General features: G+C 62.4%; 20 protein-coding genes and 1 pseudogene. 20 read left to right on the plus strand and 1 reads right to left on the minus strand.

The annotated features are described in order from the left end of the window. The first annotated feature begins 337 nt into the window (after positions 1-337). The 16 genes and pseudogenes from phaC (at position 338) to B0G82_RS41085 (ending at position 17,439) form a co-directional block, all read left to right on the plus strand. Positions 338-2,155 (plus strand): class I poly(R)-hydroxyalkanoic acid synthase, encoded by a 1,818-nt coding sequence (phaC, locus tag B0G82_RS15395; protein WP_121307854.1) that lies wholly within the window; start codon positions 338-340, stop codon positions 2,153-2,155. Between the two features lie 136 nt (positions 2,156-2,291). Continuing rightward, positions 2,292-3,473: an acetyl-CoA C-acetyltransferase gene (locus tag B0G82_RS15400; RefSeq protein ID WP_121307855.1), complete on the plus strand. Its 1,182-nt coding sequence runs from the start codon at positions 2,292-2,294 to the stop codon at positions 3,471-3,473. A gap of 182 nt (positions 3,474-3,655) precedes the next feature. After that, positions 3,656-4,396 (plus strand): 3-ketoacyl-ACP reductase, encoded by a 741-nt coding sequence (locus tag B0G82_RS15405; protein ID WP_106283532.1) that lies wholly within the window; start codon positions 3,656-3,658, stop codon positions 4,394-4,396. 131 nt (positions 4,397-4,527) lie between these two features. Next, the gene (gene phaR, locus B0G82_RS15410) at positions 4,528-5,157 is read left to right on the plus strand and encodes a polyhydroxyalkanoate synthesis repressor PhaR (protein WP_116116853.1); all 630 of its coding nucleotides are present in this window, start codon (positions 4,528-4,530) and stop codon (positions 5,155-5,157) included. 549 nt (positions 5,158-5,706) lie between these two features. After that, entirely contained in the window at positions 5,707-6,558 is an 852-nt protein-coding gene (locus B0G82_RS15415) for a class I SAM-dependent methyltransferase (protein WP_147439487.1), read from the plus strand. Next, positions 6,551-7,486: a glycosyltransferase family 2 protein gene (locus B0G82_RS15420; RefSeq protein WP_181916745.1), complete on the plus strand. Its 936-nt coding sequence runs from the start codon at positions 6,551-6,553 to the stop codon at positions 7,484-7,486. The genes B0G82_RS15415 and B0G82_RS15420 overlap by 8 nt, the downstream gene beginning before the upstream one ends. Then, positions 7,487-7,891 (plus strand): GtrA family protein, encoded by a 405-nt coding sequence (locus tag B0G82_RS15425; RefSeq protein WP_116141150.1) that lies wholly within the window; start codon positions 7,487-7,489, stop codon positions 7,889-7,891. Positions 7,892-8,034: 143 nt separating this feature from the next. Next, positions 8,035-9,624, plus strand: a complete 1,590-nt coding sequence (locus tag B0G82_RS15430) for a hypothetical protein (RefSeq protein WP_116141152.1) — start codon at positions 8,035-8,037, stop codon at positions 9,622-9,624. A gap of 287 nt (positions 9,625-9,911) precedes the next feature. After that, positions 9,912-10,934, plus strand: coding sequence for a tRNA-dihydrouridine synthase (locus B0G82_RS15435; RefSeq protein WP_121307857.1), 1,023 nt, complete (start codon positions 9,912-9,914; stop codon positions 10,932-10,934). Positions 10,935-11,015: 81 nt separating this feature from the next. After that, positions 11,016-12,401 (plus strand): 30S ribosomal protein S12 methylthiotransferase RimO, encoded by a 1,386-nt coding sequence (rimO, locus tag B0G82_RS15440; protein WP_116116855.1) that lies wholly within the window; start codon positions 11,016-11,018, stop codon positions 12,399-12,401. A gap of 3 nt (positions 12,402-12,404) precedes the next feature. Then, positions 12,405-13,354 (plus strand): annotated as a pseudogene (locus B0G82_RS15445) (sugar kinase). A 67-nt stretch (positions 13,355-13,421) separates the two neighbouring features. Further along, positions 13,422-14,606, plus strand: coding sequence for a beta-ketothiolase BktB (bktB, locus tag B0G82_RS15450; protein WP_121307858.1), 1,185 nt, complete (start codon positions 13,422-13,424; stop codon positions 14,604-14,606). Between the two features lie 47 nt (positions 14,607-14,653). Beyond that, positions 14,654-15,304: a hypothetical protein gene (locus B0G82_RS15455; protein ID WP_116141160.1), complete on the plus strand. Its 651-nt coding sequence runs from the start codon at positions 14,654-14,656 to the stop codon at positions 15,302-15,304. Positions 15,305-15,444: 140 nt separating this feature from the next. Further along, positions 15,445-16,629, plus strand: a complete 1,185-nt coding sequence (locus B0G82_RS15460; RefSeq protein WP_121307859.1) for a cystathionine beta-lyase — start codon at positions 15,445-15,447, stop codon at positions 16,627-16,629. Positions 16,630-16,807: 178 nt separating this feature from the next. Beyond that, positions 16,808-17,257, plus strand: coding sequence for a hypothetical protein (locus B0G82_RS15465; RefSeq protein WP_121307860.1), 450 nt, complete (start codon positions 16,808-16,810; stop codon positions 17,255-17,257). 50 nt (positions 17,258-17,307) lie between these two features. Further along, on the plus strand, positions 17,308-17,439 hold the full coding sequence (locus B0G82_RS41085) for a hypothetical protein (RefSeq protein WP_258193421.1): 132 nt from the start codon (positions 17,308-17,310) through the stop codon (positions 17,437-17,439). A 52-nt stretch (positions 17,440-17,491) separates the two neighbouring features. Here the strand turns inward: B0G82_RS41085 and serB are convergent, their stop codons facing one another. Continuing rightward, on the minus strand, positions 17,492-18,331 hold the full coding sequence (serB, locus tag B0G82_RS15470) for a phosphoserine phosphatase SerB (protein WP_121307861.1): 840 nt from the start codon (positions 18,329-18,331) through the stop codon (positions 17,492-17,494). Positions 18,332-18,759: 428 nt separating this feature from the next. On the opposite strand from serB, the gene B0G82_RS15475 reads away from it, so the two are divergent. The 4 genes from B0G82_RS15475 to B0G82_RS15490 all read left to right on the plus strand — a co-directional run bounded on the left by B0G82_RS15475 (position 18,760) and on the right by B0G82_RS15490 (position 24,566). Next, positions 18,760-20,013: a cytochrome P450 gene (locus B0G82_RS15475; RefSeq protein ID WP_121307862.1), complete on the plus strand. Its 1,254-nt coding sequence runs from the start codon at positions 18,760-18,762 to the stop codon at positions 20,011-20,013. A 132-nt stretch (positions 20,014-20,145) separates the two neighbouring features. Further along, positions 20,146-21,162: a Ku protein gene (locus B0G82_RS15480; protein ID WP_121307863.1), complete on the plus strand. Its 1,017-nt coding sequence runs from the start codon at positions 20,146-20,148 to the stop codon at positions 21,160-21,162. A 43-nt stretch (positions 21,163-21,205) separates the two neighbouring features. Beyond that, complete coding sequence (gene ligD / locus B0G82_RS15485) at positions 21,206-24,220, plus strand: DNA ligase D (RefSeq protein WP_121307864.1); 3,015 nt, start codon at positions 21,206-21,208, stop codon at positions 24,218-24,220. A gap of 40 nt (positions 24,221-24,260) precedes the next feature. Continuing rightward, complete coding sequence (locus B0G82_RS15490) at positions 24,261-24,566, plus strand: hypothetical protein (protein WP_121307865.1); 306 nt, start codon at positions 24,261-24,263, stop codon at positions 24,564-24,566. The last annotated feature ends 2 nt before the right edge of the window (positions 24,567-24,568 follow it).

A 24,568-nucleotide genomic window follows, 5' to 3' on the forward strand; every position in this document is an offset into this window, starting at 1 on the left:
CGTCGAATTACGCATGTTCCAAAAGCGCGATCTTCTACACAGGGAAAACGATAATTAAAAAACTATCGCACTGCGGCAAAATCGGGAACAAGCATTGACATGCCTTGCGATGGGGAGCAAGAATGTTCCTCACGGCTCCTCGTACAAGGGACAGGGCGTGACGAGGTCGCGAGCTCTTGCTCACGTGCGCACGAACCTGCCTCTCAACCCGTCCGCAAGGACTTACCGGTCAAAAGCAGGTATGGCAGCTTCACATTCCTCAGCTTCCCCCAGCACGGACTCCTCCACGGAGCACACGCAGCAGGCCGGTACGAGCGGTGCAACACCGGCCGCAGGCATGCAGCAGTTTATCGACGCCTGGATGAACGCATGGCGTTCGCCCGGCGGCAGCAACATGCCTTTCGCCATGCCGCAGATGCCGCTGCCAATGCCTCAAATGGGCTTGCCGCAGGGTTTCCCTCAGATGCCATCGTTTCCCGGCATGCCGGACTTCAGCAAGCTGGCGGCAGGATCGATGCCCGGCATGCCGTCCTTCGCCGGCCTGAATATCCCGACCGCAGCCATTCCTTCCGAGCGTCTGCAGAAGTTGCAGGCTGATTATTCGCGCGAGGCAATGGAGCTGATCCAGCAAGCCACTACGTCAGCCACTCAGGCGCCCCAGCTCAAGGACCGCCGCTTCAGTTCCGACGCCTGGAGTTCGGCGCCGGCCTATGCGTTCACCGCGGCGTGGTATCTGTTGAACGCGCGCTATCTGCAGGAAATGGTCGACGCGCTCGACACCGAGCCCAAGGTGCGCGAGCGCATTCGTTTCGCCGTCCAGCAATGGACCGCGGCCGCCTCGCCGAGCAACTTCTTCGCCTTGAATCCGGAAGCGCAAAAGACTTTGCTGGACAGCAAGGGCGAGAGCCTGCGCCAGGGCGTGATGAACCTGCTCGGCGACCTGCAGCGCGGCAAGATCTCGCAGACCGACGAATCGGGTTTCGTGGTCGGTGAAAATCTCGCGAACACCGAAGGCTCGGTCGTGTTCGAAAACGATCTGATGCAGCTGATCCAGTACAAGCCGCGCACGGCGACCGTGCGTGAGCGGCCGTTGCTCATCGTGCCGCCTTGCATCAACAAGTTCTATATTCTCGATTTGCAACCCGAGAACTCGCTGGTCGCTCACGGGCTCGATTCGGGACACCAGGTGTTCCTGATTTCGTGGCGCAACGCCGATCAATCTATCGCGCATAAAACGTGGGACGACTACATCAGCGAGGGCGTGCTTACCGCCGTCGACACGGTCAGCAAGATCAGTGGCCGCGAGCAGATCAACACGCTCGGGTTCTGCGTCGGCGGCACGATGCTCGCCACGGCGCTGGCAGTGGCCGCCGCGCGTGGCGAACATCCGGCGGCGTCCATGACGCTGCTCACCGCCATGCTCGATTTCTCGGACACGGGCGTGCTCGACGTGTTCGTCGACGAACAGCATGTGCAGATGCGCGAGCAGACCATTGGCGGCAAGAACGGTACGCCGCCGGGGCTGATGCGCGGCCTCGAGTTCGCCAACACCTTCTCGTTCCTGCGCCCGAACGATCTGGTGTGGAACTACGTCGTCGACAATTACCTTAAGGGCCGCACGCCGGTGCCGTTCGATCTGCTGTACTGGAACAGCGACTCGACCAGCCTGCCGGGCCCGATGTATGTCTGGTATCTGCGCAATACGTATCTCGAGAATCGTCTGCGCGAGCCGGGTGCGTTGACCACTTGCGGCCAGCCGGTCGATCTGTCGAAGATCGACGTGCCCACCTTCATCTACGGTTCACGCGAAGACCATATCGTGCCGTGGCAATCGGCGTACGCGTCGGTGCCGCTCCTTAGCGGGCCGTTGAAGTTCGTGCTCGGCGCGTCGGGTCACATCGCGGGTGTGATCAATCCGCCCGCGAAGAAAAAACGCAACTTCTGGATGCTGGAAGGCGACGTCAAGACGCTGCCGGAGAACCCGGAAGAATGGCTTGATCAGGCTACCGAAGTCCCCGGCAGCTGGTGGCCTGAATGGACCACGTGGCTCGACCAGTACGGCGGCAAGAAGGTGAAGCCGCGCGCCACGGCCGGCTCGGCTGAGTTCCCGGTGATCGAAGCGGCGCCCGGGCGTTACGTGCGGCAGCGGGAGTAGGTTAGAACGCGCTTCATGGCGCGGTTGTTTGCGATGTGAGTGAGCGTCTGATTGAGTTGGCGCGTGACTAAGAGCAACGAGATTTTTAACTTGACGGGCAGCGGCGCATGCGGCCGACCGCCCGGAGGAAATGGAAATGACTGATGTTGTGATCGTATCGGCCGCTCGTACGGCAGTGGGCAAATTCGGCGGGTCGCTGGCGAAAATCGCCGCACCCGAACTCGGCGCCACGGTAATTCGCGCCGTCCTCGAGCGGGCCGGTTTGAAACCGGAGCAGGTTAGCGAAGTGATCATGGGTCAGGTGCTCACGGCCGGCTCGGGCCAGAATCCGGCGCGTCAGGCTGTGATCAAGGCCGGTTTGCCTACGGCTGTGCCCGGCATGACGATCAACGTGGTGTGCGGCTCGGGCCTGAAGGCGGTGATGCTCGCGGCGAACGCCATCATCGCGGGTGACGCGGATATCGTGGTGGCCGGCGGTCAGGAAAACATGAGCGCGGCGCCGCATGTGCTGCCGGGTTCGCGCGACGGTTTCCGCATGGGCGACGCGAAGCTGGTCGACTCGATGATCGTCGACGGCCTGTGGGACGTCTACAACCAGTACCACATGGGCGTGACGGCGGAAAACGTCGCCAAGGAATACGGTATCACGCGCGAACAGCAGGACGCGTTCGCGGCACTGTCGCAGAACAAGGCGGAAGCCGCGCAGAAGGCGGGCCGTTTCGACGACGAAATCGTGCCGGTCGAAATTCCGCAACGCAAGGGCGAGCCGCTGCGTTTTGCCACCGACGAGTTCGTGCGCCATGGCGTGACGGCTGAGTCGCTGGCGGGCCTGAAGCCGGCGTTCTCGAAGGAAGGCTCGGTCACGGCGGCGAACGCGTCGGGTCTGAACGACGGCGCGGCGGCGGTGCTGGTGATGTCGGCGAAGAAGGCTGAAGCGCTCGGCCTCAAGCCGCTCGCGCGCATCAAGGCATACGCCACCTCGGGTCTTGATCCGAAGGTGATGGGCATGGGTCCGGTGCCGGCCTCGCGCCGCTGTCTGGAACGCGCGGGCTGGACGCCGGCCGATCTGGACCTGATGGAAATCAACGAAGCGTTTGCCGCGCAGGCGTGCGCCGTGAATCAGCAAATGGGCTGGGATACGTCGAAGATCAACGTGAACGGTGGCGCGATCGCGATCGGCCATCCGATCGGCGCGTCCGGTTGCCGGGTTCTCGTCACGCTGCTGCACGAAATGCAGAAGCGCGACGCGAAGAAGGGTCTCGCGTCGCTGTGTATCGGCGGCGGCATGGGTGTGGCGCTGGCGCTCGAGCGCGCCTGAGCAGGGGCGCGTGGCGGGCGCCGCGGGCGCCGGTCATGCGCCGGATGAAACGTTGCCGCGCGCTGTGGCGCGCGGTCAGCGGAGGCCTCGTCAGCCGGTCGCCCGGCGGCAGTGGAGATGAAATACAGGCGAGGGAAGAGGCAGCCAGTCGGCGCCTCGAAAACGATAACGGAGTGTAGTTTATGACACAGCGAATTGCGTACGTAACGGGCGGGATGGGTGGCATCGGCACGAGCATTTGCCAGCGGCTGCACAAAGAGGGCTATAAGGTCGTCGCGGGCTGCGGCCCGAACTCGCCGCGCCGCGTCAAGTGGCTCGAAGAGCAAAAGGCCTTGGGCTTCGATTTCGTCGCGTCCGAAGGTAATGTCGGCGATTGGGAGTCGACCAAGTCCGCGTTCGACAAGGTCAAGGCCGAAGTCGGCGAGATCGATATTCTGGTGAACAACGCCGGCATTACGCGCGACGTCGTGTTCCGCAAGATGACGCACGAAGATTGGACGGCGGTGATCGACACCAACCTGACCAGCCTCTTCAACGTCACCAAGCAGGTGATCGACGGGATGGTCGAGCGTGGCTTTGGCCGCATCATCAACATTTCGTCGGTGAACGGCCAGAAGGGCCAGTTCGGCCAGACCAACTACTCGACCGCGAAGGCCGGCATTCACGGCTTCACGATGTCGCTGGCGCAGGAAGTGGCCACCAAGGGCGTGACGGTCAACACTGTGTCGCCGGGCTACATCGGCACCGATATGGTCAAGTCGATCCGCCCCGACGTGCTGGAAAAGATCGTCGCGACGATCCCGGTGCGCCGTCTCGGCCAGCCGGACGAAATCGGCTCGATCGTGGCATGGCTGGCATCGGAAGAATCGGGTTTCTCCACGGGCGCTGATTTTTCGCTGAACGGCGGTTTGCATATGGGCTGAGTCACCGGCGCGCCGCTCACAAGGCAGCGCGCTTCGGCTCAGATGGTTCGGCGGCGTCTCGACTGCGCAAAGGCCCGATTGCGCAGTCGCTGACGCCGTTTCCACGCTCAACTTGCGCTCAAGGGCGTTACATGACCACTACTACAAAGAAAACAGCCGAACGACTGATCAAGAAATATCCGAATCGTCGGCTCTACGATACCGAGACAAGCACGTACATCACGCTGACGGACGTCAAACAGCTCGTGCTGGATCAGGAGGATTTCAAGGTCATCGATGCCAAGAGCAACGAGGATCTGACGCGCGCCATCCTGTTGCAGATCATTCTCGAAGAAGAGAGCGGCGGCTTGCCGATGTTCTCCTCGTCGATGCTGTCGCAGATCATCCGCTTCTACGGTCATGCGATGCAGGGCATGATGGGCACGTATCTGGAAAAGAATATCCAGGCCTTCATCGACATTCAGGCGAAGCTCGCCGACCAGTCGAAGAATCTGTACGAAGGCAAGGCGATGAACCCCGAAGTCTGGTCGCAATTCATGAACATGCAGGCGCCGATGATGCAGGGCATGATGACCAGCTATATCGAGCAGTCGAAAAACATGTTCGTGCAGATGCAGGAGCAGATGCAGAACCAGGCGAAATCGATGTTCGCCACATTTCCGTTTACGCCGGGGGGCGCGGTCAGTGCCGGCAATCCCGGAAGTGCTCCGGCCAATCCGCAGGGTAGCCCGGAAGTTGATCCGGAGGCGGAGAAGAAGTAGGGGCGCAGATACCGGTTGCGGCGCGGGTTGCTCTGGGGTGTGACGGAACGCGCTGTCGCGTGGTCGCAGGGCCGAGATAGCTGCAGGTTGCGCGCCAGACGTATTTTCCGTGGATGGTTTTGCAACCGCAACCGTATGCGCGGCAGTCTTCGGCCGCGCCGCCTGTCATTGTGGGTGCCGTCGCTGCTACGCGTTGTGCCGCCCATCAGACCCTCGTGCACGTTCATCGCCAAGCCGGCGCCTTCAGGTTCGAAGGGGCGCTTTCGCGAGATCGGCTAGCCGTCGGATACTCCTACGGGTCCAATCCAGCCTCCGCGCCTCTGCGGGACAGCCCATGCACGAACGATGTTGCCCGGGACCGCGCGTGGTCGTCAGATCAGTCATCGAGGCTGGGTTACGGTTGGTTGATCCGAGCCCGGTTTTTTGGCTCGATCCGACACCGTCCTTTACAATGCCCGCTTGGTCCTCCCCGTGACCTTTGCCGGCTTCTGTCACGTCGCTGGCGACGAACCTGCTTTTTTGACGTGCTCTTTGGTGTTTTTCTCGCATATGACCGACCTCGAACTGGAGATACCCGACTGTCCTTTATGTGGAAGCTCGCAGCGAAAGCGGATGTATGCCGAGCAGAGAGGCGGTCCATTTGAGGTTTGCAGCTGTACACAGTGCAGCATGGCCTATCTGGCGCCACGAGCGTCCGAACGACAGATGCTCTCGCTTTATCAGAACGACGACTATTTCGGCGGGGGCGAGGGCGATGGGTACGAAAGTTACTCTGACCAGGAAGAGCCGCTACGCCGAACATTCCGGCGCTTATTGACGCATCTGGAGAAGCAGAAGAAAACTGGCGGTTCGCTGCTCGAAATCGGCTGCGGCTTCGGCTATTTGCTCGCTGAGGCTCGCCCGTTCTTTAGTCACACGGTCGGGACAGACTATTCCGCGAATGCGGTCCAGCATTCGAGACAATTCGCCGATCAGGTCTGCCACGGTGGCGTCGACGCGGTTCCCGGCGATGAGCGGTTCGACTGTGTGATCGCTACACATGTCATCGAGCACGTGTATCGTCCAAAGGAATTCATCGAGGCACTGGTCGAGAAACTTCAACCAGGTGGCAGCCTGCTGATCGCGGCGCCCGATTTTGGGAGCTTCTGGAGAAAAATCATGGGAAACCGGTGGCCGTCATTCAAGTTTCCCGAACACGTCCTTTACTTTGACGTCCGCACCCTGAGCCGCTTGATGAAGGAGTGCGGTCTTTCCGGTGTCGAGGTCGTACCCTATCCGCACGCATTTCCATTGCCGCTGATTGCTTCTAAATTTGGTGTCAAAATCTCTGGAGCGCTGGGCCAATACAACATGTGGCTTCCGGCCACGACAGTTGCGTGCATTGGTCAAAACAATGCGTAAGGGTGACGATCAATCGCTGCTTTCGCTTGTGATCCCTCTGTATAGGGAAGCGAGCCACTTCGCCAGCTCAGTCAGAGAAATCATTTCGATCCTTGACGGGATTCCGATCCGTTACGAGCTTGTGCTGATCGACGACGGCTCTCCAGACAACACCTGGGAAGTGATCCAGCAGCAATGCGCGCAGTTTCCGCAAATCAAGGCTGCTCGCCTGAGCCGAAATTTTGGCAAAGAAGCGGCGTTGGCAGCGGGGCTCGAACATGTCAGCGGCGACGCCGTCGTTGTCATGGATGGCGATCTCCAGCATCCGCCGCAACTCATTCCGGAGATGGTCGCGCAATGGCGCGAGGGTGCCGAAGTCGTGGATGCCGTGAAGCGCGCACGCGCGACAGAGAGTGTTTCTGCGCGCTTCAGCAGCAGGATGTTTTACGCCATGTTTTCCAGGATGACGGGCTTCGATTTACGCGGCGCATCCGACTATAAGTTGATGGATCGACGGGTTGTCGATGCCTGGCGTGCGATGGGCGAGCGCAATCTGTTCTTCCGGGGCATGAATGCGTGGCTCGGCTTCCGACGCGTTCAGATCCAGTACGACGTGGATGAGCGGGCGGGCGGCGAGAGTGGCTGGTCGAAACTGCAACTCGTTCGTCTGGCGATGACAGCGTTTGCATCGTTTTCCTCCGCGCCGCTTTACCTGTTGATCGGTGCTGGCTTCGCCTTCGCGATCCTGGCGGTCATACTCGGGGCCCAGACGCTGTTTCACAAGCTGAGCGGCAATGCGGTGGATGGTTTTGCGACGGTCATTTTGTTGCTGCTAATCCTCGGCTGCGTATCGATGCTCGGTATGGGCCTGATCGGCATTTATGTGGCGCGCATTTACGAGGAGGTCAAGCAGAGACCGCGGTACGTGATTGCAGAGTGGAAGATGTGAATGATCACGAGGCAGTTTGTTCGATATATCGTGGCTGGTGGACTGGGGACACTCGCACACCTCGCGGTCCTCGCCGCCTGCGTCGAACTGCTCGGCTGGAAGCCGGTTGCGGGAGCCGTCGCTGGTTTTTGCGCGGCGCTACTGATCTCGTACGGCCTGAATTACCAGTGGGCGTTTCAGTCGAGGCGCTCGCGCATGGCCGGCTTCTGGCGATACGTCGTCGTCTCGCTCGGGGGGCTGTGCCTGAATACAGGCATGGTGTTCGTTCTGGTCACCTATGCTCACTGCAATTACTTCAGCGCGCAGCTTTACGTTATCGCGATCGTTCCTGTGTGTAATTTCCTGATCAACCGCTATTGGACTTTTGATGCGGCCCGACAGACGAGTGACGAACCGTCGGCCTGACAGAAGTGTCCCCGCGATTCGGTCGCGAGACGGCGCCCTGACTGGATTTCACGTACACACAAAATAAAGGAGCTTTGTTGAAGATTGATCCAAAAACTGCACATGCCTCCGTGCAATTCGAGTCGGCTCCTAGCGGGACAGGTGTGAGCGTTTCCAACGTGGCGATCTGGCGTCTGTTGGCATTGCTGACGATATCGACGGTGGCTGCATTTTATCTGCGGGCCGATATTCATGCAGTTATGCAGCGCGACGGCGCGCATTTCGTCTTCATGGCGAATAATATTGCGCACGGCGAACCGCCTTATTGGGCTTCGTTCGAGACCAAGAACCCGCTGGTGGAAATATATTGGAGTCCGTTTATCCGACTCTTTTCCGGTGCGTTCGGAATTGTCGAATCGGCCCGAATTGCCGAAGCGTTCTGGATGGCTGCCACGGCGCTTCTGATTTTTTTCGTCGTGTCCGTGCCATCGCGTGGAGCGCCGTCGCGGCAGCGGGACGTGTTGCCGATCGCAAGCGCGGTTTTACCCGCGATCGTGGTATCGCTCCTTTACGTGGTCCTTGCGCTGGATGTCCGCGTAACGGACAACGGTTTAAATATCGCGCTCTACCAGTCTTTGCCCGAGCTTGCGCTTCTCGCATTGCTGTTGCGCGTGCCTGGGAGACGGTGGTTTGCGCATGGCTTTTTGATCGGCGTCTTTGTCTTCCTTGGCTGGTTTGTCAAACAGACATCGCTTCTACCTGACGCACTTATCGTCGTTTCATGGCTGATGATCATGCGCAACCGGCTCGGATACTCATGGCTGATCGGCGGCTGCCTCGGCGCGTCGATCTGTTTGGGCGGTTTCGCGCTGCATCTGATTTTGACGGACACGTTGCAGAACTACTTGTTGGGCACCGTGAGATTTCGCGCAGGTCTTTCCCCTGTTCTGATGGACCAGTTTGTCGCGAATGCAAAAACGTCCTATCTGGTACCGCTGTGGTCGCTCGATCTGGTGCAGTTTCTTTCCGTGCATCGAGTCTGGACAGCCATCGCGATGGTCATTCTGACGCCATTGGCGGCCGTTCGTCTCTACAACACGCGATCGGAAGGCTGGACAAAGCGCCGGCTCGCCTTGGTACTTGCGATTGCGTGGATGATCGGCGCGTGGCTGCAGGCCGTTGTTGCGCTCACTTTCTTTGCGCACTATTTTCTCGCCTCGCTCGCACCTGTTGCCGTGGTGATGGGACTCCTGCTGTCGATGTCGAGCAGGCGAGTCGTTTTTACGTCGTCGGGCATTGTGCTCGTGCTCGTTGCGGGACTGATCTACAGTTACGTCGGGATGAAGCAGGTCAACGACTTGCAGAGCGCCACGGCGCCCATCAACCGTTCAACGGCTGAGGTCATGCGCTTCATTAAACCCGGCGACAAGGTTTTCAACTGGAGCGCTTTGCCTCACGTGCTGGTGGCGCAGGGCGCACCGAGTGCTTATTCGATGAATATGTGCTGGCCGTACATTCTGGCGTCGCTACCGGAAGCGACCAGAACGCAAATGCTCAAGGAGGCGCTGCGGGTGCCGCCTGATGTGGTCGTGTCGATGGACGAGCAGTCACCGCCGGATCAGGGTTTGCGCAATTATCCGATGACCGAGGCCCGGCTGAAGCAGCTTACCGGGCAGGACTATCTGCTCGTTCATACAACGGCGCCGATCGCCGGCCGATATGGCAGTCCCGTGAGCGTGTTCCGACGCAGGTAAATGGGCGGGTAGCGGCCGGCCCTGGCGTCTTGATTCGTTCCTTGTCGGGCTCGATGCATCCCGGGGGAGGCCTCTAGTTCGGCCGAGGTATTCGATGAATGGCAATTGGCGGGTAAAATGGCGTTCTAGTTTCGAATTGCCGAACGCGGTCCCGTCCATCGATTCATCCGAAGTCACTCACCCAAAGCTGCTTACCAAGGCTGCGCGCATCCGACGATCTATTTCATGGTTCATCACTGCCTACCTTGCCGTCGGCAATCGCGCCATTTCCCGGCGCCCATTTCCGCATGAGCCGCCTCTATCTCGCCCCCATGGAAGGTCTCGCGGACTACGTCTTGCGTGACGTGCTGACCGGCATCGGCGGATTCGACGGATGCGTCTCCGAGTTCATTCGCGTGACGGGCTCGGTGCTTCCCACCCGCGTCTACGAGCGGGAAGCGCCCGAGGTGCTCGACGGAGCCCGCACGCCCAACGGCACGCCGATGGTCATCCAGCTGCTCGGCAGCGACCCCGAATGGATGGCCCTGAACGCGGCCCACGCGGCCACCTTGTCGCCGCATGGCATCGATCTGAACTTCGGATGTCCCGCCAAGGTCGTGAATCAGCACGGCGGCGGAGCCATGCTGCTGGCCGACCCTGAACAGTTGAACCGGATCGTGTCGGCGGTACGCGCCGCGGTGCCGGCCGGCATCGCGGTGACGGCAAAAATGCGGCTCGGCGTGTCCGACACATCGCTTGCAATCGACTGCGCCACGGCGCTCGCGGAAGGCGGCGCGGCCTCGCTCGTCGTGCATGCCAGAACGCGGGATCACGGCTACCGGCCGCCCGCCCACTGGGAGTGGATCGCGCGCATCGACGCCGCCGTGGACGTGCCGGTGATCGCGAACGGAGAAGTCTGGACGGTGGCCGACTGGGAGCGCTGCCGCGCGATCAGCGGTTGTGCGGATGTGATGATCGGACGCGGCGCCGTCTCGGACCCTTTCCTGGCGCTGAGAATCCGCGGACTGATGGAGCGCTCGCCATCCGACGGGGACTGGCAGGACGTGCTGAGTCACATCGCCGGTTATCTGCGGAAATTGCAGGCCCGTGTCGCTTCCCGGCACGAGCATGGGCGCGTCAAAAAGTGGCTCAGTTATTTGCAACGGACCTGGCCGCAGGCCGCCGAGCTGCATGCGGCGATCCGCCGGGTGCAGGATTCGCACGAAATTCTGGAAGTGATCGAGCGTGCTTTGGGCGTCGGCCAATTAACGGCGACACATCAATCCGGGCACCTTTCACAGCGCGATCCGGCGGACCTCGCGGTCGTTTGAGGGCGAAAATTCAAAGACTTACGAGCGGCAGCCTTGGCGAACCGCTACAATTCAAGGTTTAACGTCTTCAAGCGGTCCCCCATGTCTGCCACACCCACGATTGTCCCGACTGCCACGCCCAAGGTCGGATTCGTTAGCCTTGGCTGCCCGAAAGCCCTGGTCGATTCCGAGCAGATCATCACTCAACTGCGCGCCGAAGGTTACGAAATTTCCGGCACATACGACGGCGCGGACCTCGTGGTCGTCAACACCTGCGGCTTCATCGACGAAGCGGTGCAGGAAAGTCTCGACGCGATCGGCGAGGCGCTCAACGAAAATGGCAAGGTGATCGTGACCGGCTGTCTCGGCGCGAAGAAAAGCGCGAGCGGCTCGGGGCTGATCGAAGAAGTGCATCCGAAGGTGCTGGCCGTGACCGGCCCGCACGCGCTCGGCGAAGTGATGCAGCACGTGCACACCCATCTGCCGAAGCCGCACGATCCGTTCGTTGACCTGGTGCCGGCCGCCGGCGTAAAACTCACGCCGCGCCATTACGCGTACCTGAAGATTTCCGAAGGCTGCAATCACCGCTGCACGTTCTGCATCATCCCGTCCATGCGCGGCGACCTCGTGTCGCGTCCCGTCGCCGACGTGATGCTAGAAGCGGAAAATCTGTTCAAGTCGGGCGTGAAGGAACTGCTGGTGATTTCGCAGGATACGAGCGCGTACGGCGTGGACGTCAAATACCGCACGGGTTTCTGGAACGGCAAGCCGATCAAGACGCGCATGACCGACCTGGTCGGCGCGCTCGGCGAACTAGCCGCGCAATACGGCGCGTGGGTGCGTTTGCACTACGTGTATCCGTACCCGAGCGTCGACGAAGTGATTCCGATGATGGCCGAAGGTCCGTACAAGGGCCACGTGCTGCCGTATCTCGACGTGCCGTTCCAGCACGCGCATCCGGAAGTGTTAAAGCGCATGAAGCGTCCGGCCAACGCCGAGAAAGTGATGGAGCGCGTGAAGAAATGGCGCGAAATGTGCCCGGATCTGACCATCCGCAGCACGTTCATCGCCGGCTTCCCCGGTGAGACCGAAGAGCAGTTCCAGACGTTGCTCGACTTTATCCGCGAGGCGGAACTGGATCGCGTCGGCTGCTTCGCCTATTCGCCGGTCGAAGGCGCGACGGCCAACGAACTCGACGGCGCGTTGCCTGACGAAGTGCGCGAAGAGCGCCGCGCGCGTTTCATGGAAGTCGCCGAGGAAGTATCGGCCAAGCGTATCGCGAAGAAGGTCGGCAAGACGCTGAAGGTGCTGGTCGACGAAATCAACGCCGACGGCGGCATCGGCCGCACCGCGGCTGACGCGCCGGAGATCGACGGCGTCGTGTATATCGCGCCGGCTGCGAAGGCGTCGAAGCGCTACAAGGTCGGCGATTTCGTGTCGGTGAAGATCACCGGCGCTGACGGTCACGACCTGTGGGGCGAGGTTTAATCGATGACGCCCAGCACGACCGCAATGCCGCAGTCCGGGCGTCCCGAAATCCTCGCGCCTGGCGAGGCGATGATCGAATTCAACCAGTCGGCCAAAGACCAGCCGAACTATCTGCAAGGCTTCGGCGGCGATACGTCGAACTTCTGTATCGCGGCTGCACGGCAAGGCGCGCGGACCGGTTTCGTGTCGGCTGTCGGCGCGGATCATTTCGGGCGTTTGTGGTCGATCTGTGGGAACGTGAGCAGGTGGACACGTCGCTGGTGCGCGTCGATCCGCAGGCGTCCACGGGGGTGTATTTCGTGTCGCACGGCCCGAACGGCCACGCGTTCGACTATCTGCGCGCCGGCTCGGCCGCAAGCCGCTACGCGCCGCACGATCTGCCGCTCGACGCGATCGCCTCAGCCAGGGTGATTCATCTGTCGGGCATCAGTCTCGCGATCAGTCTTAGCGCGTGCGACGCAGCGTTGGAAGCGATCGCGCATGCGCGCGCCAACGGCGTGCGCGTAAGCTTCGACACCAATTTGCGTCTGAAGCTGTGGCCGCTCGCGCGGGCGCGCGCCGTGATGCTCGAAGCGATCCGTCAGACCGACATCTGCCTGCCGAGCTGGGACGACGTCACCGACCTCATGGGCCTGACCGGCCGTGACGAGATCGTCGATTTCCTGCTGTCGCACGGCCCGAGCGTGGTTGCGCTGAAGCTCGGCAAAGAGGGCTCGTATATCGCGACGCCGAACGAGCGGCGCGTCGTGCCGGGCCACGTCGTCAATGCCGTCGACGCAACCGGCGCGGGCGACTGCTTCGGCGGCGCGTTCATCGCGCGTATAGTCGCGGGCGACGATCCGTTTGCCGCGGCGCGTTACGCGAACGTGGCCGCTGCGCTGTCCACGCAAGGCTACGGCGCCGTCGCGCCGATTCCTTCGCGCGCGACGGTCGAACAACTTCTGGCGGGCTGAATACGCGCGCTACAGAGCGCCACCCGCCGAGGCAAGATCATCTTGAGAGACTAAAGAGGAGCGAGCGATGCAACGGGACGTAGTGGTGGTAAGCGGTGTGCGTACGGCAATCGGCGGTTTCGGCGGCAGCCTGAAGGATTTTTCGCCGACCGATCTCGGCGCACGCGTGGTGCGCGAAGTGCTGGCCCGCGCCAACGTGTCGGGCGACGAAGTCGGCCACGTGGTGTTCGGCAATGTCGTGCACACCGAACCGAAAGACATGTACCTGGCGCGTGTGGCCGCAATCAATGGCGGCGTTGCGCAACATGCGCCGGCGTTGACGGTGAACCGTCTGTGCGGCTCCGGCCTGCAGGCTATCGTGTCGGCCGCGCAAAGCGTGCTGCTCGGCGACGCCGACATCGCGATCGGCGGCGGGGCGGAAAACATGAGCCGCGCGCCTTACTCCATGCCGGCCGCGCGCTTCGGTCAGCGCATGGGCGACGCGCGCCTCGTCGATATGATGGTCGGCGCGCTGAACGACCCGTTCCAGTCGATCCATATGGGCGTGACCGCCGAGAACGTCGCGCGTAAATACGACATCTCGCGCGAAGCGCAGGACGCGCTCGCCCTCGAATCGCATCGCCGCGCGGCCAACGCGATCACGAGCGGCTACTTCAAACAACAGATTCTGCCGATCACGATTCCGTCGAAGAAAGGCGACGTCGTGTTCGACACGGACGAACACGCGCGCATGAACGCGTCGGCGGAAGATTTTTCCAGGCTGAAGCCGGTGTTCGCGAAAGAAAACGGCACGGTGACGGCGGGCAATGCGTCCGGCATCAACGACGCCGCCGCGGCGGTCGTGCTGATGGAGCGCAGCCTCGCCGAACAGCGCGGCATCAAGCCGCTGGCGCGGCTGGTGTCATACGCGCATGCCGGCGTCGATCCGGCGTATATGGGCATCGGCCCGGTGCCGGCCACGCGCCGCGCGCTCGAGCGCGCCGGGCTGACGGTCGCCGACCTCGACGTGATCGAGGCCAATGAAGCGTTTGCCGCTCAGGCCTGCGCGGTCAGCAAGGAACTGGGCTTCGATCCGGCCAAGGTCAATCCGAACGGCTCGGGCATTTCGCTCGGCCATCCGATCGGTGCGACCGGTGCTCTTATCACCGTCAAGGCGCTTTACGAGCTGCAGCGGATCGGCGGGCGTTATGCGCTGGTCACGATGTGCATCGGCGGCGGGCAAGGCATCGCGGCGATCTTCGAACGGATCTGAAGCGCGGCACGTCGGCCGTAAGTAGTATCGAGCAAAGGAAAGGAAGGATGCGGGAATTGAAAGCGATGAAGGGTGCGGTGCGCCGGCGCGGTTGGTGGATGACGAGCGCTGCCGTATTGCTGTATGCCGGTGCGGCGACGATGCTGCCCGCGCAGGTGTGGGCGGAGAGCGACGCGGTGAAGGCGTTGGCGGCACCTCCGCCGATCCAGTTGCCACTCAAGCCGAGCCCCGAATTCGCGAAGTTCCCGCGCTACGCCGGCATGCTGGGCTCACACCAGATCGTGCTGAAGCTCGGTCCGAAAAGCGACGACCCGTCCGGCGTGCACGGCGAGTATCAGTTCACGGACACCGGCGCGGTGATCCTGATCGCGGGCGACCGGGATGGCGATACGCTCGAAGTCGAGGAATCGAACGACGGCACGCATATCACCGGCAACTGGGTCGGCAAGTTCGCGGCGGACGGCTCGGTGGCAGGCGAGCGCATGAACGTCGACGATTCCGACCCGCAGCCGTTCGACCTGAAGCCGCTGGCGGCAGGGCAGTCAGTCCCGCCTCCGGGCGCACCGGCGACCGCGGCCGCGACGAACGAGGCTACGGCGCAGCCTTCCGCTGGCGCCGCCACGGTGCCCGCTTCGAGCGCCGCTGCTGCCGGCGGCCACGCCGTGGGCGGCGTCAGCAACCTGCGAACCGGCGAGTGAACCCACAGCCGCGTGGCGCCCGACCGCTCGCGCGCTGTGTCGCGAGCGAAATCCCGCAGGCTCGTCTACTCTTGCGTGGGCGGCGCGCGCCCTGACACCGCGCGCCCTCCGTTTCCGTCTGCTTCTCACCAGAATTCACCATGACCCAATCCAAACTCCAACGCGAACTGCAAACCCGCATCGTACGTGCCGAGGACCAGCTCACGCCGGGCTTCGAATCGTTCTCGATGCCGGTCACGCGGGCGTCGACGGTCGTGTTCCCCGATCTCGCGACCATGCGCGCACTTGACTGGAAAAACGATGCGCAATGGCGCTACGGGCTGCATGCCACGCCGACTTCGCTCGCGCTCGCGCAGCGCCTCGCCACCATCGAGGGCGGCAATCATGCGTTGCTGCAGCCGTCGGGGCTGTCGTCGATCTCGAACGTGTACTTCGGCCTCGTCAAGGCCGGCGACGATGTGCTGATTCCCGATAACGTCTATTCGCCGAATCGCGATCACGGCGACTGGCTGGCGCGCGATTTCGGCATCACCGTGCGCTACTACGATCCGATGATCGGCGCGGGAATCGCCGCGCTGATCCAACCGAATACGCGCCTGATCTGGCTCGAAGCACCCGGCTCGGTGACCATGGAAGTAGCCGACGTGCCCGCCATCACCGCGGCGGCGCACGCGCGCAACGTCGTCACTGCGATCGACAACACGTGGTCGGCGGGGCTCGGTTTCCGGCCGTTCGATCACGGCGTCGACATCTCGGTGCAGGCGCTCACCAAGTATCAATCGGGCGGCGGCGACGTGCTGATGGGCGCGACGATCACCGTCGATCGCGAACTGCATCTGAAGCTGAAGGCGGCGCGCATGCGCATGGGCATTGGCGTCTCGTCGGACGACTGCTCGCTGATTCTGCGCAGCCTGCCGACCATGCAACTGCGCTTCGAGCAGCATGACCGCTCGGCGCTCGGCCTGGCCAAATGGCTGAAGACGCGGCCGGAAATTGCCGCGGTGTTGCACCCGGCGCTCTCCGACTGTCCGGGGCATGAGTTTTACAAGCGCGACTTCACGGGCGCGGGCGGCCTTTTCTCCGTTGTGTTCGACGGCCGCTACAGCGCGGCGCAAATTGATACGTTTTGCGAGTCGCTCGAACTGTTCTCGCTCGGCTGGAGTTGGGGTGGCGCACACAGTCTCGCGATGCCATACGACGTCGCGTCGATGCGTACGGCAGGGCAGTGGCCGCACAGCGGGACCTTGGTGCGCTTCTATATCGGCCTCGAAGCCGAGGCGGATTTGCGTGCGGATATGGAGCAGTCTCTGGCCGCGCTGGGTTAAACGCCCAACGACGTTTTTCGGCAGGAAGAGCGGGCCCATCGGGACATGTTCCCGGTGGGCTTTTTTCTTGTCAAGATAGCCAGTAAGCCTAACCATTCGGCCGAATGTTCGGCATGCGGTCTCGACGCTACGATGGTGCGCATCCCAACTTACGGTTGCCGCACTATGGTGAGCTTCGATGAATCTTTTCTTCTGGGTGTTGCTGAATCTCGGCGTGCCGATCATCGGCCCGATCTCTACGCTAGTGCTCGTCGCGCCCGCGCACGGCTGGCACGTCGCAAAGGCGTTGATTGCCGGCTCGGTGAAAGACGGCCAACTGTTCTGGTGTGCGATCGGCTTGTGCGCGTCGGCGTTATATGAAGTGGTGACGGCGCTGGCGCGCGGCAGTGCGGAGGCGCCGGTTCTGGCGTACTACGCAGCCGGATTGTGCGTGGCGGCATTTACCTGTTCCAGCCTCGTGATGTCGGGTCTGGTCAACACGCATTACGAACGGACCAGGACTAAGGCGTCGCCGCGAAACAAACCATTTGCTGATGGAGCTTTCTCGCGCATGGAGATAGCTATGTCAATCCTCTTCGCTTGCGGCGCTGCCTTTATATTGGCATTCCTACATGTGCACCTGAGATAGATTTTTTAGATAGTGCAGCATTTATACTTGTCTTCTCAAAGGAGGCATTCGTGAAAAAAATGACAATGTGGCTGACAGTAGAGGAAAACTACGCGCGCTTTCTGAAGTGGTGTGGGATCATCGGTGTCGTCGATTTCGCCAGCATGCTGGCGTTAATCGCAGTGGACGTTCTGAAAAAATGACATCATTGCCGGCGCTGGCCGACAGTGCATCGGCCAGCGCATCCAACCGGCGTCAGAACAGCCGCAGCAACCCATCCAATCCGACAAAGTTGAACGCCACGCTAGCCGCTTCACGCACCACCGGCTTCGCACGGAACGCAACGGAGAGCCCGGCTTCGGCCATCATTTTCAGATCGTTGGAGCCATCGCCCATGGCAATGGCGCGGCTCGTTTCAATGCCCAGTTGCACGCATGTTTCGCGCAGCGTGCGTGCTTTGACATCGGCATTGACAATCTCGCCGACCACCTTGCCGGTCAGTTTGCCATCCACGATTTCAAGCGTGTTGGCGCGAGTGAAATCAAGGCCCAGACGTGCCTTCAGTTTCTCGGTGAAGAAGTTGAATCCGCCCGACACCAGCAGCGTTTTCAACCCGGCCGCCTTCGCGCCAGCCAGCATGCGCTCGGCTCCCGGCGAGAGTTGCAGCCGCTCTTCGTACACACGTTCCAGTGCGCTTGCGTCAAGGCCTTCGAGCAGCGCCACGCGGCGCGTCAGGCTTTCGTTGAAGTCCTTGATTTCGCCGCGCATCGAGGCTTCGGTGATCGCGGCGACTTCCGCTTTCAGTCCGCAGAAGTCCGCAATCTCATCGATACATTCGATCGTGATCAGTGTCGAATCCATGTCCATCGCCACTAGCCCGAAGTCGCGCAACTGGCGGCCAGCTTCGACAAACGCGTAGTCCAGTTGATGGGTGCCGCAATAGACGTCGAGGTCGGCGCGCTGGGCGATGTCGGCGTCCGCAATGCGAATCGCGTTCGCGTCGACGACGCTGGCGTGCGAACCGCGCGCCAGCGCGACGAGTGCTTTGTGATGGTCGGCGGAAAGGGGCGCGGGGCTTTGAATGACGAGGTTCATGGACGACGACGCAGTAACGCGGAAAAGGACGGCGCGCGGTGCGCGCGGAAAATCCCGCTATTGTAACGGTTCGCCGGTTGGCGTTGCCGCTGGCGATCCGCCCGGAGAGCGGGACAGCCGCGCGCCTTTGGCAATCCGCGGGGAACGCCGCGCCGCCTCTCGCATCGCACCACGCCTTCGGCAATCGGTAGCGGAGCGCCAGGCCTCGCAGTGCACGGCACTTTTGGCATCCGCAGGAAACGCCACGCCACGCTTCATCTCGCAGCACACCGTGCAATCCTGCGGCGCCCAGTTCATACTGGCGCATCGAACGACGCCCCGCAGCCGCTGCGCGCACCGACCGTCGCATCCGCCTCTTCGCGGCGTGCAACGTCCGCCACTTGAACGCACCGGCATCCATGACGAGGCGCACCACTACGGAGACACGCATGCCCCCGGCGACCGCCAGCGACGCATCCACTCTTGCGCGCGACTTCGACTTGCGCCACCTCGATCCCGCTTTTCACGCCGATCCCTATCCGGTCTATCACGCATTGCGCACTCACGAACCGGTCAAGCGCATGCCGGACGGCTCGCTATTTCTGACGCGGTTTCGCGACGTGCAGGCCGTGTATCGCGACGCGAAAACCTTCAGCTCCGACAAGACCGTCGAATTCAAGCCGAAGTACGGCGACTCGCCGCTCTATGCGCATCACACCACGAGTCTGGTCTTCAACGACCCGCCGCGCCACACGCGCGTGCGCAAGCTGATCGCCGGAGCGCTGACGGCGCGCGCCATCGCGGCGATGGAACCCGGGCTGGTACGCCTCGTAGACGGCTTGCTCGATGCCGCCGCCGCACGCGGCCGGATCGATCTCATCGGCGAGTTCGCGTCGGCGATTCCGGTCGAGATCATCGGCAATCTGCTGGATGTGCCGCACGCGGAGCGCGAGCCGTTGCGTGACTGGTCGCTCGCAATTCTCGGCGCGCTCGAGCCGTCGCTGACCGAAGCGCAGTTCGAACGCGGCAATCGCGCGGTGGACGAATTCGTCGGCTATCTGCGCGATCTGGTCGCGCGGCGCCGGCGCGCGCCGGGCGACCCGCAGCATGACGTGCTGACGCGTCTGATTCAGGGCGAGGAGGGCGGCGAGCAGTTATCGGAAGCGGAGTTGCTGCAGAACTGTATTTTCATTCTGAACGCCGGCCATGAGACAACCACCAATCTGATCGGCAACGGCCTCGTCACGTTGACGCAGTGGCCCGAGCAGCGCGCGGCGCTGCTGCACGAGCCGTCGCTGATCGAATCCGCGGTGGAGGAGTGTCTGCGCTTCGAGAGTTCGAATCAGCTCGGCAACCGCATGGCGACCGTCGACACGGAGATCGGCGGCATCGCGGTGGCGCGCGGCACGCCGGTCACGCTGTGCATCGGCGCGGCCAATCGCGACCCGGAGCAGTTCACGGATCCGGACCGCTTCGACATTCGCCGCGATCCGAACCGGCATCTGGCATTCGGCTTCGGCATCCATCAGTGCGCCGGCTTGTCGCTCGCGCGGCTCGAGGCGCGCATCGCGATCGGCCGCTTCGTGCGGCGTTTTCCCGACTATCGCCTCGATGGCGAGCCGACGCGCGGCGGACGCGTCCGCTTTCGCGGCTTCGCCGAAGTGCCGCTGGAACTTGTACCGGCCGCCAGCCGCACGGCGTAGCTTTTGCCGTGCTGACGCAAGACTTACAGCCTGTGCCGGCGCCCGCCGTACCGCGCCGCGCGCCGGCGCTGCCCGCAAAGCCGTGGCACGCTTGCTGCTTCGTGTCAGGTCTTAGGCCCAGGGGAACGCACGATGGCACACATGATCTGGAAAGGCGCAATCAGCTTCGGCCTCGTTCACGTGCCGGTGCAGTTATATCCGGCGACGCAGTCCGAGAAAGTCGGCTTCAATCTGCTGGATAAGCGCACGATCGATCCGATCGGCTACAAGCAGATCAACAAGCGCACCGGCAAGGATGTGACGCGCGATAACATCGTGCGCGGCTTCGAGTACGAGAAGGACAAGTACGTCGTGCTTTCCGACGACGAGATCCGCTCGGCGAACCCCGAGTCGACGCAAACGGTCGATATTCTGGCGTTCGTCGACGCCCCGGATATCTCCTTTCTTTACCTCGACACACCTTATTTCCTCACGCCCGACCGCAAGGGCGAAAAGGTCTACGCGCTGCTGCGCGAAGCCATGAAGGCGTCCGGCAAGATCGGCGTGGCGAGCGTGGTGCTGCACAACAAGCAGCATCTGGCGGCGCTGATCCCAGTGGGTCCGGTGCTGGCGCTGAACACGCTGCGCTGGGCCGCGGAGGTGCGCGATTTCGACGAATTCAAGCTGCCGGCCGATGGTGTGAAGGCGGCGGGCGTATCCGCGCGCGAACTCGACATGGCGAAGAAGCTGATCGACGACATGAGCGACAAGTGGGATCCGTCGCAGTATCACGACACCTTCCGCGACGACATCATGGCGCTGGTCGATCGCAAGATTCGCGCGGGCAAGACCGAGGAAATCACCGAAGTCGAAGCGCCGCACGAGTCGCGTCAATCCGCCGACATCCTCGATCTATCGGATCTGCTCAAGCGCAGCTTGGGGCGCGGCAAGAGCAAGCCGGCGGCGGGCGGCCGCAAGCGCGCCGCGGACGACGACGGCGATGAGGCCGATGCGGATGCGGATACCGAGGCCGAGACGCCGGCCCGCAAGAAACCGCGCACGACTCGCTCGGCGAGTAAAACAACAACGCGCGCCGGTGGCACCAGCGGCCGCGCGGGCACTAAAACCTCGTCGACGCCGGCGGCCCGCAAACGTCGCGCGGCGGCCTGATCGTCGGCATCGCGCCTGAGCCACCCACGACGACGTCATCGCCATGAACGACAGACTCGATCTCTATAACCGCAAGCGCCGCTTCGACGACACGCCGGAGCCGGCGGGCACGCGCGCAAAGCGCAAGCGAGTCGGCCGGGAAGCCACCGGCCAGGCAGCCGGCGAGGCGCTCTCATACGTGATTCAGGAGCACGACGCACGGCGCTTGCACTACGACTTCCGGCTCGAACTGAACGGCACGCTCCTGTCGTGGGCGGTGCCGAAAGGGCCGAGCCTCGATCCGTCGGTGAAAAGGCTGGCAGTGCATGTGGAGGATCATCCGGTCGAATACGGTTCATTCGAAGGCGAAATCCCGCCGGGCAACTACGGTGCTGGCAGCGTGATCGTGTGGGATCGCGGCACGTGGGAACCGGTCGGCGGCGCGGCGGAAGCGGCGCGTTCCTACGCGGCCGGCAAACTCAAATTCCATTTGCACGGCGAGAAACTGCGAGGCGGCTGGACCCTGGTGCGCAGCCATATGCGCGGTAGTGGCGACAAGGAGCAATGGCTGCTGATCAAGGAACGCGACGACGAAGCGCGCGATGAGAGCGACTACGACATTCTGAAGAAGCGTCCGGGCAGCGTGCTCAGCGGCAGCGCTCCGTCGGGCAAAGGCGGAAAGCAAACGACGAAAACAGCGGCAACCAGGGGCACACGCAAAACTGCGGCAGCCACTGCGGCCGTTTCTGATACGACGTCGTCCGCGAAACGAACCGGCAAGACTGGCGCGAAAGCCACTTCATCCAACGCCGATCCCCGGCGACCGGACATCGTGGCGACGCGCAACGCACAGTCGCTGCGCGAACTTGCCGCCGCGCCCTCGATCGAGGGCGCCGTGAAAGCCCGCTTGCCCGCGACCTTCAAGCCGCAACTGGCGACGCTAGTCGACGCTGCGCCGCCCGGCGACGAATGGTCGTATGAAATCAAGTTCGACGGCTACCGCGTGCTGGCCCGAATCGATCGCGACGCGAAGGCGGGCGGCATCAAGGTGTTCACGCGCGCCGGCAACGACTGGACCGCGAAGTTCAGCAAACAGGTCAAGGCGTTCGAACAACTCGGCATCGAAAGCGCGTGGCTCGACGGCGAAGCCGTGGTGCTGGACCAGAACGGTGTGCCGAATTTTCAGGCGCTGCAGAACGCGTTCGATGCGAACCGTCCACAAGACATCATCGTCTACCTGTTCGATATACCGTTTCTGAACGGCTACGACTTGCGCGGCGTGCCGCTCGAACAGCGTCGCGCGATTCTGCGCGCCTTGCTGGAAGACGTCGATGACAGCGTGCTGCGCTTCTCGAACAATTTCGACTTCAGCGCGGAAGACCTGCTCAGAAGCGCGTGTGATATGGCGCTGGAGGGCATCATCGGCAAGCGGCGCGACAGCGGCTATCTGTCGGGACGTTCGTCGACGTGGATCAAGTTGAAATGCCGCCGGCGTCAGGAGTTCGTGATTGGCGGCTATTCGGAACCGTCCGGCAGCCGCGCGGCGTTCGGCGCGCTGCTGCTCGGCGTCTACGACAGCAAAGGCAAATTGAATTACGCGGGGCGTGTGGGCACCGGCTTCGACGCGACGCTGCTGCGCTCGGTCAAGAAAGAACTCGACGCGCACGCGACCCAGCGCATGCCGTTTGCGGCCGCGCCGCGCGAGCGCAGCCGCACGCCCGTGCATTGGGTCGAACCGGTGCTCGTAGCCGAATGCAATTTCGCGGAATGGACGAGTGACGGCATCGTGCGTCAGGCGTCGTTCGTGAGTCTGCGCAACGACAAGCCGGCGCGCCAGATCGTCAAGGAAACACCTCGCCAGGGAGCCGACGTGCAACAGCAAACCGATTCCATCTCCGACGACGCGCCGAAGAAACGTGCGGCGCGGGAAACTTCCGCCAGCACGGTGGCCGCTTCCGGTGAAGAGAAGACCGGCTCGGCGAAATCGAAGGCCAATGCGAAAACGGCGGACGCGAATGAGGCCAGCGTAAAAAACCGCGACGCAGAGAAAGCCGGCGCAAAGGTCAGTGCCGCAAAAACCGCCGCAACGAAATCCGCTGCAACGAAATCCCCTGCAACCAAAACCGCGGCCACCAAAACCAAAGCCACCAAACCCGCACCCGCAAAAACAAACACCGCTGCGCCGCCCGCCGAAGTCGCCGGCGTCCGCATCTCACATCCCGACCGCGTCATCGACAAAAGCAGCGGCGCGCGCAAGATCGATCTCGTGCAGTACTACGAGTCGGTCGCCGAATGGATGCTGCCGCATCTGAAAGACCGTCCGGTGTCGCTGGTGCGTGCGCCCGAGGACATCGGCGGCGAGCTGTTTTTTCAGAAGCACAGCCAGAAGCTGTCGATTCCGAATGTCACGCAGCATCCGGGCCTCGATCCTGGGCATCCGCCGCTGATCACCGTCGATATCATCAAAGCGCTGGTCGGCGCCGCGCAAATGGGCACCGTCGAATTTCACACGTGGAACGCCGTCGTGTCGAATATCGAAAAGCCCGACCGCGTGGTGTTCGACCTCGACCCCGATGCATCCCTGGGTTGGGAACGCATGATCGAAGCCGCGCAACTCACGCGTTCGCTGCTCGAGGAACTCGGTCTCAAGTCGTTCTGCAAGACGAGCGGCGGCAAGGGCTTGCATGTGGTCGTGCCGCTCGCGAAACAGGCCGGCTGGGACGAGGTGAAAGACTTCTCGCAAGCCGTCGCCCAGCACATGGCGGCAACGCTGCCCAAGTACTTCAGCGCGAAGATGGGCGCGCAGAACCGCAAGCAGAAAATCTTCGTCGACTATCTGCGCAACAACCGCGGTTCCAGCACGGTCGCCGCATTCTCGGCGCGGGCGCGTCCGGGCCTCGGTGTATCGGTGCCGCTCGCGTGGGACGAGGTCGCCGGCAGCACGGGCGGCGATCAATGGACCATCGAGAATCTGCACGAACGCCTCGCCGACCTCAAAAGCGACCCGTGGGCGGACTATGCGAAGACGCGTCAGCGCATCACCGCAGCCATGAAAAAACGTCTGGTCGATGCGCAATAAACTCGGCCGGACCCGATTCAGAACGACAAGGAGCAAGACTATGAAGACTTCACCGCAATCGTCCGACGGCGACAAGCAGGCGGACCCGCATGCAAAAAAGCAGCCCCAATCGATGCAGGAAGCCGCCGCGCCTCTGCCTCATGAAGCCGATCAGAATCCGGAGTCGCAGCACGAGGACGGCCCGCGCCAAGTCGGCAAGCAGGCGCATCGCGACCTCGAACGCGGTCTGAAAGATACCGACCGCCGCGGCGGCGGCGAGTATCAGCAGAAGACGCAGAACGATGAGCACACGGACGTCAACTCCGATGACAAAGGAACCGGCGGCGCACGCGGCAACAAGCACTGACC

The organism is Paraburkholderia sp. BL17N1 (assembly GCF_003634175.1).
GTDB lineage: Bacteria > Pseudomonadota > Gammaproteobacteria > Burkholderiales > Burkholderiaceae > Paraburkholderia.